14 protein-coding genes are annotated in these 15,112 nt (G+C 69.6%); 1 reads left to right on the top strand and 13 read right to left on the bottom strand.

Annotation, left to right across the window (positions count from 1 at the left end):
- Positions 1-136: 136 nt before the first annotated feature.
- The 12 genes from AB0F72_RS29640 to AB0F72_RS29585 form a co-directional block, all read right to left on the bottom strand.
- A complete protein-coding gene (locus AB0F72_RS29640) occupies positions 137-523 on the bottom strand; it encodes a hypothetical protein (RefSeq protein WP_360437696.1) in 387 nt (128 codons plus the stop codon).
- Between the two features lie 524 nt (positions 524-1,047).
- The gene (locus tag AB0F72_RS29635; RefSeq protein WP_360437693.1) at positions 1,048-1,476 is read right to left on the bottom strand and encodes a VOC family protein; all 429 of its coding nucleotides are present in this window, start codon (positions 1,474-1,476) and stop codon (positions 1,048-1,050) included.
- Positions 1,477-1,514: 38 nt separating this feature from the next.
- Positions 1,515-1,865 carry a hypothetical protein gene (locus AB0F72_RS29630; RefSeq protein ID WP_360437690.1) on the bottom strand — a complete coding sequence of 117 codons (351 nt, stop codon included), beginning with the start codon at positions 1,863-1,865 and terminating at the stop codon, positions 1,515-1,517.
- Positions 1,865-3,052, bottom strand: coding sequence for a UDP-N-acetylglucosamine 2-epimerase (non-hydrolyzing) (wecB, locus tag AB0F72_RS29625; RefSeq protein ID WP_360437687.1), 1,188 nt, complete (start codon positions 3,050-3,052; stop codon positions 1,865-1,867). The genes AB0F72_RS29630 and wecB overlap by 1 nt, the downstream gene beginning before the upstream one ends.
- 260 nt (positions 3,053-3,312) lie before the next feature.
- A complete protein-coding gene (locus tag AB0F72_RS29620) occupies positions 3,313-4,383 on the bottom strand; it encodes a hypothetical protein (protein ID WP_360437684.1) in 1,071 nt (356 codons plus the stop codon).
- A 91-nt stretch (positions 4,384-4,474) separates the two neighbouring features.
- Positions 4,475-5,104, bottom strand: a complete 630-nt coding sequence (locus AB0F72_RS29615; RefSeq protein WP_360437681.1) for an ATP/GTP-binding protein — start codon at positions 5,102-5,104, stop codon at positions 4,475-4,477.
- Positions 5,082-5,543, bottom strand: coding sequence for a DUF742 domain-containing protein (locus AB0F72_RS29610; protein WP_360437678.1), 462 nt, complete (start codon positions 5,541-5,543; stop codon positions 5,082-5,084). The genes AB0F72_RS29615 and AB0F72_RS29610 overlap by 23 nt, the downstream gene beginning before the upstream one ends.
- The gene (locus tag AB0F72_RS29605; protein ID WP_014447974.1) at positions 5,540-5,986 is read right to left on the bottom strand and encodes a roadblock/LC7 domain-containing protein; all 447 of its coding nucleotides are present in this window, start codon (positions 5,984-5,986) and stop codon (positions 5,540-5,542) included. Before AB0F72_RS29605 ends, AB0F72_RS29610 begins: the two co-directional genes overlap by 4 nt.
- Complete coding sequence (locus tag AB0F72_RS29600) at positions 5,983-9,189, bottom strand: ATP-binding protein (RefSeq protein ID WP_360437673.1); 3,207 nt, start codon at positions 9,187-9,189, stop codon at positions 5,983-5,985. The genes AB0F72_RS29605 and AB0F72_RS29600 overlap by 4 nt, the downstream gene beginning before the upstream one ends.
- On the bottom strand, positions 9,176-10,336 hold the full coding sequence (locus AB0F72_RS29595; RefSeq protein WP_360437670.1) for a hypothetical protein: 1,161 nt from the start codon (positions 10,334-10,336) through the stop codon (positions 9,176-9,178). Before AB0F72_RS29595 ends, AB0F72_RS29600 begins: the two co-directional genes overlap by 14 nt.
- 443 nt (positions 10,337-10,779) lie before the next feature.
- Complete coding sequence (locus tag AB0F72_RS29590) at positions 10,780-12,450, bottom strand: DUF885 domain-containing protein (protein ID WP_360437667.1); 1,671 nt, start codon at positions 12,448-12,450, stop codon at positions 10,780-10,782.
- A 19-nt stretch (positions 12,451-12,469) separates the two neighbouring features.
- Positions 12,470-13,528, bottom strand: a complete 1,059-nt coding sequence (locus AB0F72_RS29585; protein WP_360437664.1) for a PHP domain-containing protein — start codon at positions 13,526-13,528, stop codon at positions 12,470-12,472.
- Between the two features lie 31 nt (positions 13,529-13,559).
- On the opposite strand from AB0F72_RS29585, the gene mtnA reads away from it, so the two are divergent.
- Positions 13,560-14,522, top strand: coding sequence for an S-methyl-5-thioribose-1-phosphate isomerase (gene mtnA / locus AB0F72_RS29580; protein ID WP_360437661.1), 963 nt, complete (start codon positions 13,560-13,562; stop codon positions 14,520-14,522).
- Between the two features lies 1 nt (position 14,523).
- Here mtnA and AB0F72_RS29575 read toward each other — a convergent pair whose 3' ends face one another.
- On the bottom strand, positions 14,524-15,093 hold the full coding sequence (locus AB0F72_RS29575; RefSeq protein WP_360437658.1) for a DinB family protein: 570 nt from the start codon (positions 15,091-15,093) through the stop codon (positions 14,524-14,526).
- Between the last annotated feature and the right edge of the window lie 19 nt (positions 15,094-15,112).

Genomic DNA, 15,112 nt, shown 5'->3' with positions numbered 1-15,112 from the left:
CCAAAACCAACCCCCACCCCACAACACACACCCCCACCCACACCCCCCCCCCCCCCCCCCCCTTCTCTAAAAAACACCCCTCCCCCCCCCCCCCCGCCCCCCCCCCCCCCCCCCACTTCGGTGGACGAGGTGCTTTTTATCGGCGGTTCGCCCAGCCCTCCATCGTTGCGCGGTAACACTGGCGGACCGCGTTCTGGTAGATGTCTCGCAGTTCCGGGTCGGAGAACTGGGACTCGGCCCGTCGGATGAGGTGGTCCATGCGCTCGCCGACCTGGTAGGCCTTCTCCATCTGCGTTGTGGCGATCGCCGCTTCCAGCTGGATCCGGAACGTCTTTTGAGCGACCTGCACCTCGTAGTAGATCGTGCTGGCGATCTGGATTGCCGACCGCACGGTGAGCGAGAGCAACTCCGCCCGCGTCGCCATGCGCGCTGCTGAGGTGACGAGTGCCCGCTCCAGTGAATAGTCCCGCGCGGACATAGGAACGGCGGGGTCGTAGCGGACGATGCTTCCTTCGTAGACCATCCCGGCCCTCCTCTTCGAGAGGTGCCAAGTCCTTCGGCACGGACTTAGCCACCCCCACAGCGAGGCCGAACCCTTCGATGGCCCGATCTCGCTGTTCGTAGTGGAAAGCTAACCATCGGCTTCGTCGCTTTTATAAGACTCAGATCACTGTTTAAAGGGGTCAGCGCTGGATAAGAGCCGCTGGCAGCCGACGCGCTATTCCCCTCGCATACTTGACCATTTAACTGCAAAGATGCCCTGGAGATCGCTGTGGGCTGCGGTGATCGGTTATAGCGAGTCTGCGCAGTCGAATTAACACTGCGGGAGAGTTTTTATGAACCTCGATATACCGAAGACTGGCCATTCCCGATCTGGAGAATGACGCATGGCGGATGAATGTAGAATTTCGGGCATATGCATGACAAGGCTGGCCCGATCATCGAGATCACGGCCTGGGAATGACGTTACCGATCTTCGCGCTGATATCGATCGGCTGATCGGCTGATCGGTTGACGGCGAGACGCTTCGGCGGCCTCCGCGGTCGCTCAGGTGAGGCAGAACTCGTTGCCCTCCGGGTCGGTCATCACGAACCAGGAAAACGGGCCCTGCTGACCGGCCCGGACGAACGTGGCGCCGCGCCCGACGAGCTTGTCGCGCGCCGCCTCCCGGTTCTCGTCGCCGACCCGCACGTCCACGTGCATCCGGTTCTTCACCGTTTTGGGCTCGGGTACCGCCTGGAAGAGAATCCGGCTGCGCCCGGCGCCGTCCGGGTGGACGATCGCGCCGCCGGTGCGCCACACCAGCTTGCCGTGGTGCCGCTTGGTGTCCTCCTCGCTGGCGTAGCCCTTGGCGACAGCATCCGAGATGAACGTCTCGTCCTGCGGCTCCACCTGCCAGTCCAGGGTCTCGGCCCACCAGTCCGCGAGCGTGTGCGGGTCACTGCTGTCGACCACGATCTGCAAGTCGTAAGGCATGCCCCGCACGCTACCGACGATTCAGGACAGTTAGCGGCCTAATTGTCGTAGAGCCCGGGGAAGAACCGGTCCACGGCCGTCACGTCGTACACGTGCCTGACCTCGTTGATCGTCCCGTCCTCCACATCGAGGAACTCCACCAGCCTGGCCGTGCCGAACGGCGCGGTCAGGTCGTAGACGATGGCCGAGCCGTCGACCGAGTCGGTCCGGGCGATCACCTCGATCCGGTCGGCGAAGGCGGCGATCCGGCTCATGACCTGCAGCAGTTCCTCGTCGTCCACGGGCGCGTCGAGGTTCCATTCGGCTTCGACGCCGGGCGTGAGTAGTTTGCGTGCGGCGGGCAGGTCGCCGGAGGTCCAGGACCGTACCCAGAAATCCACGGCGTTCATCAGGCGTGAGCTCCCGAGGAAAGAACGTTCACCGAGACGGGCATCGCGTCGGGGGCGGGTGCGAGACCCAGGAGCGCGGCGGCGGCCTGCGCGGTGCGCCGGGCCGCGAGCCCATCACCGTACGGGGTATTGCCGGCGGCCATGGCATCCCGGCGGAACCGGCTGTCCAGCAGCGCGGACGCCTCGGCGACGATCCCCTCGGTGTCCGAGCCGATCGTCTTGACGCGCTCCGCGGTGAGCGACAGCGCCGGCTCCCCGCCGTCGCGCGGCACCAGTGTCGGAACGCCGAACGCGGTGGCCTCCTCGGCGATGCCGTCCGAGTCGGTGAGCACCAGGTAGGCCTCACAGAGCAGCCGGGACAGGTCCGGGTACGACAGCGGGCCGGTGACAGTGACCCGCGGAACGCCGGCGAGCGTGCCCTCCGCCGCGGTCTGTGCTGCTTGATCCGGGCGAGTCGCCAGCACCACCTCGACGTCCGGGTGACGCCCGACCAGCTCCCGCACCGCGGCCGGGATGTGCCCGAGCGGATCATTTCCGGACCCGCTGCCGTACGCGGTGACCAGCACCAGGCGGTTCGTGCTGTCCTGGCGGGCCGCGGCGACAGCGGCGTTCTGGAACGGCATCCGGCGACTGGTCACGGCGAGCGTCGCGTCCACCACGGTGGTGCCGGTGACCAGCACGTCGGTGTGTGCGATCTGCTCGTCCAGCAGGTTCATCGCGGCCAGCGGCGTGGGCGCCAGGTGCAGCGTCGCCATCTGGGCGAGCAGGCGGCGGTTCGCCTCCTGCGGGGATGACGAGCCGAGGTCGTCGGAGCGCACGCCGGCTTCCAGATGGACGACCGGGACGCGGCGCCAGAACGCGGCAAGCGCGCCGGCCAGGCTCACCGTGGTGTCGCCCTGCACGATCACGGCGGCGGGGGTACGCACGGACCAGAGCTCGTCGAGTTCCTGGATCAACCCGGGGAGCGTGTCGTCCGGACTGCCGGCGGTTCGCTCGGCCGCGGCGGCGACGGTGATGTCCGGCACCAGGCCGAACGCGGCGAGGGTCCGGGTGACAGTGGTGGTGTGCTGTCCGGCGGCGAGCATGATCGGCTGGAGCAGACCGGCGTCCCGCATGGCGAGGGCGACGGGGGCGAGCCGGATGGCCTCGGAGCGGGTGCCGCCGATCAGATGAACTTCGCGCTGCATGGCGAGCCTTCCCCGGTCCTGGTCACGGTCGTGATGCCCGTGGAGCGGGGTGGGTGCGCTCGCGGACGTAATAGGACATTAAGTAGCTACGGAGCGTGACTCAAGGGCCGCGAGCGGAACGACGATGGAAGTCGGCCGAAAGGTCCATCCCAGACATCTCAGGCGACGCCATGGGGCCGAAAGCGGGCGCGTTTCATCCGCTTTGGTGGGAAAGCAGTTAACTCCGGACCGCATTCGTGTGATTGCGCAGCGTGAAGTTTTCAGTCGTGCGGGGCGTCGAGGAGGGTGGGGTCGTCGCGGAGGAGGGCGGCTAGGCGGCGGGCGGCCTGCTCGGTCTCCTCGGGGCGCTCCACCTGCAGCGGGATCGGTTTCGCGAGCGGCGGCGGGAAGCCGGGCTGAGCGGCCGGCTCCGGCTGGGCCGGCTGCTGCGGCGCGACGTGGGGCTGAGCGGGCGGCTGCGAGTGAGCGGACTGCGGCTGCGGGGCGGCGAAAGCGGACTCGGGCTGCGGCTGTGGGGCGGCGAAAGCGGAGTCGGGCTGCGGCTGCGGGGAGATGAACGCGGCCTGCGGCGAGCTCTGCGCCGGCTCGGGTGCGGGCCGGGTGGGCGCGTAGCTGGACTCGGGCTGGAACGGGGGCCCCGAGTAGGGCGGCTCTCCGTAACCGTGCGAGGACCCGTACTGGAAAGGGGTCTGGGGTGGAACGGGGGGAGGGGGCGTCGCCGCGAAGGGATGCGGGACCGGCTCGGCGTATTGATCGGCGAAGGGTGCCGCCGGTGAGACGAACGGGCGCTCGGCCGTGGGCGGCTCTTGGTAATCGAAATCGGTCGGGCCGAAGCGGTCCTGGTCGTCGCGGCTGGCCCGTGGTGGCTCGGCCGGCGCCTGGTAGGCCGGTTCCGGCTCGTAGGCCCGCGGAGGCTCATAGGGCTGCGCAGGCTCATAGGCCTGCGGAGGATCGTAAGGCTGGGGAGCCGCATAGGGCTGCGGGGCCTCGTAGGCGGGTTCCGCCTCGTAGACCGGCTCCGCGTCCACAACGATCTCGAAATCGGCGTGTTTCGGCGGGGCCTCGGCGGCCCGGGCCGCGACAGTGTTGTCCGCGCTCACCTGGACGACACCGTCGGCGAAACCGAAGTGGAGCAGCACCGGATCGCCGGCGCCCTCGACGCCGACCGTGACAGCCAGCTCGGGGTGGCGGGAGATCACTCCGGCGATCGCCTCGACCAGCTCGGTCACCGCCGGCGGAGTGCTCGGAGTCTCTCCGCTGGCGCGGCGCCTGAGCTCGTCACGCCGGGCGAGCTTGTCGAGCGCGTCGTCCAGTCCGCCTCGCACGGTCACCGTCCTCATTCCTCACGCGGTCGCCCGGTACCCCAACTGTGCCCCCGCCGGGGCCGGTTTGGGAACTGTCCCCGGGCGACCAGCGCACACCCTACGACGTCTTCATCCGGATCGCCTTATCGAGGGCCTGGTCCAGGACGACGAGCAGCGCGTCCCGCACCGACGCCCGGAAACGGGCGTCGAACGAGATGACCGGCACGTCCTCGCGGACCGCCAGCGCCCAGCGCACCTCGTCGACGCTGTAGCTCATTTGCCCGTTGAAGGTGTTGATGCCGACCACGAACGGAAGCCCAGCGCGCTCGAAGTAGTCGACAGCCGGATAACAGTCGTCTATTCGGTTCGTATCTACCACAACCAGGGCGCCCAGGGCACCTCGCACCAGGTCGTCCCACATGAAGGCGAAACGGGTCTGGCCCGGGGTGCCGAAGATGTAGAGCTTGAGCGTCTGGTCGATGGTCAGGACACCGAAGTCCATCGCGACGGTCGTGCCCGTCTTCATCGTGGCCTGACCGGGGTCGTCGATACCAACGGACTCCGAGGTCATCTCGGCCTCGGTGGTCAACGGCGAGATCTCGGAGATGGCGCCGACCGTCGTGGTCTTACCGACACCGAAGCCGCCGGCCACGATGATCTTTACCGGGACCGGCGCCTTCTTGGGCGCTGGAGCGCCGGGTATGCGCGCGGTACCGACGACGCGGTTAGCTGATGGATCGAAGTCCACGGATCACTCGCATGATGGTCTCGGGGTCAGGTGTGTCGTTTTCCAGGACGTGGACGTCCAGTTGGCCGGTGGCCCGCAGGTCACCGACGAGGATTCGGGTGACGCCCAGGTGCAGGCGCAGCCGAGCGGAGATCTCAGCGACCGAGATCGGGCTCTCTTCGCAGAGAGACACGATCGCCCTGGTTTCCGGAGATAGCCGCGACGGTGGCGCGCCGGGCACCACCGTCACCTGAGTTTCCATACCGATGTCGGGGTCTCCTCCATCGGTTCGCCCGGACGTGATGACGAACGGGCGCAGAGCATTGGTCGACGTCTCGACCGGGGGGTGTTCCCCGGTGGGGGTGTAGCCGCCGGCCGAGTGCTGCGGACCGGACTGCAGGAAGGGCCGGATCCCGGGCCGCGCCGGTGGTACTGCGTCGTCGGGGCCCGGGTAGGTCATTGCTGGACGGCGTTCTTGAGCTCGGCGATGAGGCGCGGGCTGAGTGCGCCACCGGCGCGGGTGGCGAAGAGCGTCATCTCGTACGCGAGGGTGCCGAGGTTCGCGCTGCGGTCGGCGATCACACCGAGCACCGAGCCGGCGCTGATCGCGGTGACCAGCAGGTACCCGTCGGCCATGTCGATGATGACCCGGTTCAGGGCGCCCAGCCGGTACCAGCTCGCGGCGCCACCGGCGAGGCTGGTCAGGCCGGAGACCACAGCCGCGAGGCGCTCGGCGTTCGGCCGGTCCTTGATCGCGGACATGGCCATCAGCAGGCCGTCCGAGGAGACCGCGATGGCCTCGATCACACCCGCGGTACCGGAGGTGAAGGAGTCCAGCAGCCAGTTGAAGGTCTTGGCTTCAGCGCTGAGCTGGCTTTGTGCGGCAGCATAAGGGGAAGTCATCGCGGTTGTCCCTCGTGTTGTGGCTGGCTTTCATTCAGCGCGAGTGCGACGCCGTACTCGAACTGATCCATCAGAGCCCGCGCGGCTTCCGGGTCCAGTTGGGCCGGGGCCGGGGGCGGGGTCGGACGGTGCGGCTCGTCACTCGGCAGGGTGGCGCCGGGTACGCGACGAGTCAGCGGCATGCTGCCGGGCGTGGTCGGCGGAGCCGGCGGCGCGGGATCCGCCACCGGAACGTTCCACGCCGGGCTGCTGGCGGCCGGAGCCGGGGTGTTCCATTCCGGCTGGCCGGCCTGCGGGGCCGGGGTGTTCCACTCGGTCTGCGGGGCCGGGGTGTTCCACTCGGCCTGCGGAACCGGGGTGTTCCATTCGGCCTGCGGGGCCGGGGTGTTCCATTCGGCCTGCGGGGCCGGGGTGTTCCAGTCCGGCTGGCTGATCTGCGGCGCCGGCATGGAGACGCTGGTGTCGCCGGCGTCGAACTCGGCCCGGGAGACGCCCGCCTCGAACGCGTCGAAGGCGGCACGCGCCGCGAGGGCGTCGTCCTGAGAGGGCGCCGCGGCGTGCTGCTGCGGGGCGGTCTCGATCGGGAGCTGGCTGCCGGGAACCCGGCGGCGCAGCGGGGCGGACCCGTTACGGCCGGACGGCGCGGACGGCGCGACCGGCTCCGGGCCGGCCGACGTGTGGCCTGCCGGAGTGTTTCCGAAGGTGTCCGCGGTGCGCTGCTGCGGAAGCTGGGGGGCCTCCGGGGGAATGGCAGAAGCCATCGGGGCCTCCACGGCGGGAACGGGGGAGTTCCACGCCGGCTGTGCTTCGTTGCGGCTGAATGAGGTCTCGCTGTGGCCGGTCTCGTTCCAGCTCGCCTGGACCGGGGATTCGGTGTTCCAGGAGGTCCCGGCGGTCGGCGCGGACGGCAGTTCCGGCAGCGCGGCCGGACCCCGGCCCGCGACCGGGATGCCCCTGTCGTACGACGGGATCGGCTCCGAGTAGATCGGGGCGGACGGCTCCTGGTACGCGACACCGGGCGAGTAGATCGGCTCGGCGTCGTAGACCGGCGCGTTGACGTCGACGGCCGGCGAGACCGGCTGCGGCGCGAACGCGTTCCACGAGTGGCCGGTCTCCAGCGTCTGGGTGGCCCGGGTCAGGACGATCGGGTCGAACGGCTGGGCGCTGCCCGGCACCTGCCGGACGCCGGCGCTGGCGATCGCGACCTCGGTCGTGTTGCCACGCAGCGCTCCGGACCAGGCCGCGGCCGCGGGGACCGGCACCTCGGGCGCCTGGATCTGCGGCGGGGCGGCCGGCGCGGGGAACGCCGGAGCCGGAGCCGCGCTCAGGTTCTCCATCCGGGAGATGAGGTGCGACGGGTTGAGGTCGACCCAGGCGGTCAGACCGCCGTCCGGGGTGTCGGTCAGCGTGACCTCGATGCCGTGCCGGCGGGCCAGACGGCCGACCACGAACAGGCCGAGAACCTCGGTGGGCGCCAGGTCGAGACGCTCACGGCGGGTCAGTCGCGCGTTCTCCTCGGCCAGACGCTCGGGCGCGAGGCCAAGGCCGTGGTCGATGATCGCGAGACGGGCGCCGCCGCGCAGCTCCTCGGCGGTGACGGTCACGGTGGTGTGCGGCGGGGAGAACGCGGTGGAGTTCTCCAGCAGCTCGGCGAGGAGCAGCGTGAGGTCGGCCAGGACGGCCGGCACCACGACGATGTCCTCGGGGACGTCGACCTCGACACGGGTGTAGTCCTCGATCTCACCGAGGGCGAGACGGACCACGTCCTGCAGCGGCAGCGGCGCCATGTGCTCGTTCGCGCCGGCGCCACCGGAGAGCACGACCAGCGCGGACGCGTTCCGGCGCAGACGGCTGGACATGTGGTCCAGACGGTAGAGCTCGCGCAGGCGGTCGCTGTCGGTCTCCTTGCGCTCCAGGGAGTCGATCAGCGACAGCTGGCGGCCGACCAGGTTCTGGGTACGCCGGCCGACGTGCCCGAACATCTGGGCGACGTTACGGCGGCCGACCACCTGGCGTTCCACCAGCCGGGCGGCGGTGGTCTGCACCCGGTCGAACGCGCGGGCCAGGTCACCGATCTCGTCCCGGGCCTCCACGTCGACCGCGTCGAGTCGAATCGGGCGGACCTGGGCCTCGCCCTCGTCGTCAGCCACACGCTCGAGCTCGGACTCGGCCGCGCGGGCGATCCGGTCGGCGGAGACGGTCAGGCGGCGCAGCGGCCGGGCGACCGCGCGGGCCATGAAGATGCTCAGCGTGATAACCAGGATGAGCAGCAGGAACGAGCCACCACCGATGAGGATCGCCTGCCGGATGGCGCTTTCCCGGTTGTCGGTGGTGATGATGTCCACGTCCTTGGCCACGCGCTTCTCGACGAAGCTACCGAGGACGGTGACCGACTGCAGCGAGGGGAACAGCGTCTTGACGTCGAGGTCCCGGAGGGCCTGCGTCGGGTTCGTGGTGAGCGCCGTCTGGAACTCGTCGCCCACGCGGGACCGGAACGCGTCCTGGGTGTTGATGTACAGCTTGTACTGCGCGTCGGTGAAGTAGACCTTCGAGGTCGAGATGATCGACTCGATCTGGCTGAACGTCGAGCTGAACGCGCTCAGCAGCAGGCTCGCGGCCTGCGGGTCCTTGCCGAAGATCACCGCGGCGGCCAGGTAGCAGGACGCCTGGCCGATCAGGTCGTCGGAGCGCATGGCGCGTTCGAGTGCGTAGACCTGCCGGCCGACGCTGGTGGTGAGGTCGGCGTTCGTGGTCAGCCCGAGACCGTCGATCAGCGGGGTGATGACCTCGTTGTAGTCCTCCACGACCGCGGCCACGCTGGTGACGGCGTTGTTGAGGACGTTCTGCCGGGTCACGTTCAGTTTCGCGGCGCCAGCGATGGTGCGGCGCAGGTCCTGCGACAGGTCCTCGTTGTCGGCCAGCTTGGCCAGCGACTCGACGGCCTCGCTGCTCTGCACCACGAAGGTCGGGCGATCGACCACGCCGAGGAGGTAGCCGACCGCGAGCAGCCGGTCCTCCTGGATCTCGATCAGGGTGGAGCTGACCTCGGTGGCCAGCAGGACGGTGTCGGACGTTTCCTGGGCGATGCGTGCCGCATCGATTCGCTCGTAGATGACCGGGATGCTGAGGCCGACGACCCCGAGCAGCGGAACGAGCACCAGCAGGGCAAGTTTGCCCAGGATGCGGAACCTACCGAAGAGCACCGGAACGCTCCCGCCGCGTAGCGTTGTCGCCGTAGTTGGGGATCTCGCCGTAGTTCGGCGCCTGGTCGTACGGGTTGGGGCCGCTGTAGGGGTTCGCACCGGCGTCGCCCTGGACGGAGACGTCGCGGCTCGGCGCGTCGTCGATCGAGTCGGTGACCTGGCGGGCGCGGGCCCGGGTCCAGAACGTGGCGACCACGATCAGCGCGACGGCGACGGCGAGCAGGCCCCAGGCTTCGGCCCGGCGGTAGTTCAGCGCGTCGATGCGGTCGTCGAGCAGCGTCTTCATCTCCTTGAGCACGACGCCGGAGAGCGCGTTGAGCGCGGTCTGCAGGGTGCTCTGGGCGGTCACCATGGCGGAGACGTTCGGCGTGCCGCCGAAGTTGGCGCCACGGTTGGCGTCCTCGATGCCGCGCTTGAACGAGTTCAGGTTGGAGACCAGGTTGCCGGCGAGCGTCGCGCTCTCGGTGTCCTCCACCGCGGCCTGCAGGTTGTCGGTGAGCTCGTCACCGGCGTCCTGGACGGCGAGGACCTCGTAACCGAACCGGATGTTCAGCGGGGCCCGCTGCTTGGCCTTCGCGGCGGCGACCAGGTTCGCGGTGTCGCCCATCCGGCTCACCGCGGTGACCGCCTCCGGCATGTCGACGGCCGCGGCCTGCTGCAGGAACCAGACGTCGCTTTCCTCGTCACGGTTCAGCGTGGAGTTCTCGCGAACCGCGCTGTAGAGGGCGAGCGTCAGGTCGGAGACCTCGACGTGGGCCTCGTAGATGCTCGCCGCGTCGCCGGTGGCGTTCGGCAGGCGGCCGATCTTCTCCTTCAGGCCGGCCCAGCGCTCCGAGGTGTCCAGGGCCTCGCCGAGACGCGCGTCGGCGTCCTGCACGCGGGCCACCGCGGCCGTCAGCGAGGCGGGCTCCGCGGAGACGCCCTGCAGTGCCGACGACTGGGACTCGGCCAGGGCGCTGACCAGCGGCGAGAGCGCCATCAGGTACTCGACGCCCTGATTCTCGAGCATCAACCGGTCCCGCTGCTCCGTGTTGTCGTCCAGAACCCGCAGGAACAGGGCTGCGGCAGGCAGCAGGACGAGAACCGTCAGCACCACCGCGAGGGCGGAGCGTAAACGGGCTCGCCGGCTGTTCACCGAGACTGACATTGCTTTAGTCCTCCGCCATGCACACGCGATGGGCCATCAATTGACTACGGATAGTAGCCATGCGGGCGCACCGATCTGGGTCAATCTATCCGAGAAAACCTCGTAAAACCCCTTTCCAAGGGTCAGAGTTGTCTCGGCTGATCGGGGGATACGCGACGCTGCCGACTCGCCTGTACGGACGTCCATGATCGGGTCATAACTGAGAAGGCCCTGTCCATGGGGGCCCGGGAGTTGGAGTGACGAGCGCCGCGCAGATGGTATCCACACCCCGGGTGGCACGTGAATATGAGTTCTACTTCGGATTTGTTACGTCTTCCCCAGCTTGTGTTCACACAAAGTGTCGCCCTAATTGCTCTGGGCTAACAATTAACGGAGCGTGGTCATGCGCGTACATAAAGGTGGGCCTCTCCGTCCCGATTTCGGCGCGGAGAGACCCTAATGACTTAAATCCTCGCCAGTGCTTTTCGGAGTGGATCGAGGCCGAGCGAGCCGAGGTTGAGCGCGTCCCGGTGGAAGGTCTTGAGGTCGAAATCACTGCCTTTGCGGATCTTCGCCTCGTCCCGGGCCTGCAGCCAGATCCGTTCGCCGACCTTGTACGACGGCGCCTGCCCCGGCCAGCCCAGGTACCGCTTCCACTCGAACCGCAGGACGTCCTCGGGCTGCCGGGTGTGCGCCCGCAGGAACTCCCAGCCCAGTTCCGGCGTCCACCGAGCACCCGGGTGGAAGCCGAACGGGTTGTCCCGGGGGATCTCCAGCTCCAGGTGCATACCGATGTCGACGATCACCCGGGCGGCCCGCAGCGCCTGCCCGTCGAGCATGCCGAGACGGTCGCCGGGGTCGGTCAGATATCCCAGGTCGTCCATCAGTCGCTCGGCGTACAGGGCCCAGCCCTCGCCGTGCCCGGAGCACCAGCAGAGCAGCCGCTGCCAGCGGTTCAGCGAGTCGGCCCGGAGCAGCACCTGGCTCGTCTGCAGGTGATGGCCGGGAACGCCCTCGTGGTAGACGGTGGTCACCTCACGCCAGGTGGAGAACGAGGTCTGCCCCTCCGGCACGGCCCACCACATCCGGCCCGGCCGGGAGAAGTCCTCGCTCGGACCGGTGTAGTAGATGCCGCCGTCGCTGGTCGGGGTGAGACAGCACTCCAGCTTCTGGGCCGGCGGCTCGATGTCGAAGTGCGTGCCGTTCAGCTCGCTGATCGCCCGGTCGGAGAGGGCCTGCATCCAGTCCCGGAACTCCTCCTTGCTGGCGATGCTGCGGGCCGGGTCGGCGTCCAGCCGCGCGACCGCCTCGTCCACGGTGGCGCCACGGCCGGCGATCACGCCGGCCACCGCGCGCATCTCCCGCTCCAGCCGGTCCAGCTCGGCGAAACCCCAGTGGTACGTCTCCTCCTGGTCGACCTTCGCACCCAGGAAGTACTGCGAGGCGAGCGCGTAGCGTTCCGGGCCGGCGGCTTCCTTGTCCCGGCCGCGCGGGGCCATCTCGTCGATCAGGAACGTGCCGAAGTCGGCGGTGGCGGCGGTCGCGGCCTCCGCCCCCCGGCGCAGCTCGGTGGCGAGGGCGCCGGACGCCTCCAGACGCCGGGTCAGGCCGTGGAAGAAGTCGTCCCGGTTCGGGTCGGTCCACGCCACGCACTGCTCGGCCACCGCCAGCAACTGCGCGCGGGCGCTGACCTGACCGGCCGCGGCGCCCTCCAGGAGGGTCCGCCGGTACTGGTCCAGGGCCCGGGGCATGGCGTTCAGCCGGGCGGCGATGTTGGCGACCGCCTCCTCGCCCTCGGCCGGCATCATGTCGAAGACCATCCGCAGCCCGTGCAGGGCGCTGGTGATGACGTTGACCTCGGTCGCGGTGTAACCGGCGTCGTACCGCGCCAGCTCCAGGCCGAGGCGTTCCATCATGGCCTCCTTCGCGACCTCCTCCGACTCGTGCTCGGGGTCGGCCACGTCCAGGTCGTTGATGGCGCGGCGGGTCAGCTCGGCCTGCGCGGCGAAGCCTTCCGGCGAGAGGTCGTCGGTCTTGTCGTCGTACCCGGAGATGCCGACCGCTGTCGCCCCGGTGGGGTTGAGCGCGGCCCACTCATCGACGTAACGGTTGGCGATGTCGTCAATTCGTCCCACCCCGCCGACCCTACGGGAGTCACGTGTGCGAGCGGGTCCACTCCACCAGGCCGTCGGCGGTCCACGTGTTGACCACCCGGTCCGCAGGCACGTCGCAGAGCGCCGCCCGCTCGCAGCCGAACTCCAGCCAGTCCAGCTGACCCGGCGCGTGCGCGTCGGTGTCGATGCTGAACAGGCAGCCCGCCTCGACCGCCACGGTGAGCATCCGCTTCGGCGGGTCGAGCCGGTCCGGCCGCGAGTTGATCTCGATGGCCTTGCCGTTCTCGATCGCCGCGGCCAGCACCTTCTCCAGGTCGAACGTGCTCGGCGGCCGGGTGCGCGCGGCCCGGTGCGCGGCGTCGCCAGCACCTTTCGCGGACACCTTCCGCCCGGTCATGTGCCCGAGGATGTCCAGGTGCGGGTTGGCCAGCGCGGCCACCATCCGCCGGGTCATCCGGGGCGACTCGTCACGCAGCTTGCTGTGCACCGAACCGACCACCACGTCGAGCCGCTCCAGCAGCTCGTCCTCCTGGTCCAGCGAGCCGTCCTCCAGGATGTCCACCTCGATGCCGGTGAGGATGCGGAAGCCGTCCGGCATCAGCTCGTTCAGTTTCGCCACGTGGTCGAGCTGGCGGCGCAGCCGGTCGGCGGTCAGGCCGCGGGCCACGGTGAGCCGGGGCGAGTGGTCGGTGAGCACGAAGTACTCGTGGCCCAGCTCGGCGGCGGCCAGCGCCATCTCCTCGATCGGGGAGCCGCCGTCGGACCAGTCCGAGTGCACGTGGCAGTCGCCGCGCAGCGCCTCCCGCAACGCCGTGGCCGCCGCCGGCAGGTCACTGCCCTCGGTGCTGACCAGCCGGCGGAGGTAGACCGGCTCCTCACCGGCCAGTGACTCGGTGACACAGCGGGCGGTCACGTCGCCGACACCGGCGAGTTTCGCCAGGGTCCCGGCCGCGGCACGCTCGGCCAGCTCGTCCGGCGGGGTCTTCGCGACGGCCGCGGCCGCCGAGCGGAAGGCCTTCACCCGGTACGTCGCCTCGTTCGCCCGCTCCAGCAGGAACGCGATGCGCCGGAGATCGGCGACCGGATCACGGGATGCCATCCCGTCAGACTAGGCGCTTAAGCTCAGCGGAATGCGGACGATCGATTGGGTGAACGGCGCCGTCGAGATCATCGACCAGACGGCTCTCCCGGGTGAGCTGCGTGTTCTCCGGTTGCACACGGTGGGCGAGCTGATCGCGGCGATCCAGTCGCTGGCGGTGCGCGGCGCCCCGGCTCTCGGCGTCGCGGGCGCGTTCGGGGTGGCGCTGGCGGCGCGCGTCCATCATGACGACCCGGCGGCGCTGGCCGTGGCCGTACACAAGGTGGAAACCGCACGCCCGACGGCGGTGAACCTGGCCCGCGGAGCGCAACGTGCCGCCCGGCTGCTGCCCTATGGCCCCGACGCGGTGCTCGCCGAGGCCTGCGCGATCCGGGACTCCGAGATCGCGGCGTCGCAGGCGATGGCGGTCCTCGGCGCCGACCTGGTCACCGCGCTCTGCGGCGAGCGGCCACGGATGCTGACCCACTGCAACACCGGCGGCCTCTGCGCGGTCACCATCGGCACCGCGCTCGGCGTGGTCGGCGAGCTGCACCGGCGCGGGCGGCTGGCCGGGGTGATCGCGAGCGAGACCCGGCCGCTGCTGCAGGGCGCCCGGCTGACCTCCTGGGAGCTGACCCAGTGGGGGATCGAGCACCGGGTGGCGGTGGACTCGGCCGGGCCGTTCCTGATGGCGCGCGGCGAGATCGACGCGGTGATCCTGGGCGCGGACCGGATCTGCGCCAACGGCGACGTGATCAACAAGGTCGGCACCTACTCACACGCGCTCGGCGCGTGGCGGGCCGGCATCCCGTTCATCGTGGTGGCGCCGGAGACGACGGTCGACCTGGACACGCCGAGCGGCGACCGGGTGGAGATCGAGGACCGCGGTGCGGCCGAGGTCACCGCTTTCGGCGACGCGGTGAACCCGGCCTTCGACATCACCCCGCACGACCTGGTCACCGCGATCGTCACCGACCGTCGCGTGATCCGCCTGGACCGGGGTGAGAAGCCTTAGCTCACGCTTTCTTCCAGGGCTTCAGCCAGTCGGTTTCCGGCCAGCCTTCGGCGGCCGCCATCAACGGGTACGCCGTGGCCCCGTCCACACTCTCCCGGATGATGTCGGCGTGCCCGGTGTGCCGCGCGGTCTCCTGGATCAGGTGCAGGAGCACCCAGCGCAGCGACCAGAAGTCGGCGTCCTTCGGGTTCCACGGCACCGAGTGGTCGATCGGGACCGGATGGTCGAGGTTCGCGAGGTCCCGCACCGTCCTCTCGGTGGCGGCCGCGATCACGTCGTACCGGGTGAGGACGTCGTCGATGGTCTCCCCGCCGGCGAGCGCGAAGTTCGCCGCGTAAGCGCCGTAGTCGACCGGCTGCGGCTCGCCCCGGACGGTGGTCATCCAGCTCTCCTCGGTGGCGGCGCAGTGCTTGATCAGACCGCCGACGGTGAGCTCACTCGCGCTGGCGGCGGACCGCAGCTGCTCCTCGGTGAGCCCGTGAGCGGTCAGCCTGAGCACGTAACGCATCTGGGCGAGGTACGCGAGCAGGCCCTCCTGCTCGTTGGCGATCGGACCGACCTGACCGGGCATATCGACTCCTCGTGGGGTG

It is taken from the genome of Actinoplanes sp. NPDC023936, from assembly GCF_040639325.1.
Classification (GTDB): Bacteria; Actinomycetota; Actinomycetes; order Mycobacteriales; family Micromonosporaceae; genus Actinoplanes.
Note: the sequence above shows the minus strand (reverse complement) of the source record. Positions and strands in the feature narration are given on the sequence as shown.

Coding starts and splice junctions, on each gene's coding strand:
- AB0F72_RS29640 (WP_360437696.1), bottom strand. CDS start 523: ATGGTCTACGAAGGAAGCATCGTCCGCTACGACCCCGCCGTTCCTATG.
- AB0F72_RS29605 (WP_014447974.1), bottom strand. CDS start 5,986: ATGACTTCCCCTTATGCTGCCGCACAAAGCCAGCTCAGCGCTGAAGCC.
- AB0F72_RS29635 (WP_360437693.1), bottom strand. CDS start 1,476: ATGCCTTACGACTTGCAGATCGTGGTCGACAGCAGTGACCCGCACACG.
- AB0F72_RS29610 (WP_360437678.1), bottom strand. CDS start 5,543: ATGACCTACCCGGGCCCCGACGACGCAGTACCACCGGCGCGGCCCGGG.
- AB0F72_RS29585 (WP_360437664.1), bottom strand. CDS start 13,528: ATGGCATCCCGTGATCCGGTCGCCGATCTCCGGCGCATCGCGTTCCTG.
- AB0F72_RS29630 (WP_360437690.1), bottom strand. CDS start 1,865: ATGAACGCCGTGGATTTCTGGGTACGGTCCTGGACCTCCGGCGACCTG.
- AB0F72_RS29595 (WP_360437670.1), bottom strand. CDS start 10,336: ATGTCAGTCTCGGTGAACAGCCGGCGAGCCCGTTTACGCTCCGCCCTC.
- mtnA (WP_360437661.1), top strand. CDS start 13,560: ATGCGGACGATCGATTGGGTGAACGGCGCCGTCGAGATCATCGACCAG.
- AB0F72_RS29575 (WP_360437658.1), bottom strand. CDS start 15,093: ATGCCCGGTCAGGTCGGTCCGATCGCCAACGAGCAGGAGGGCCTGCTC.
- wecB (WP_360437687.1), bottom strand. CDS start 3,052: ATGCAGCGCGAAGTTCATCTGATCGGCGGCACCCGCTCCGAGGCCATC.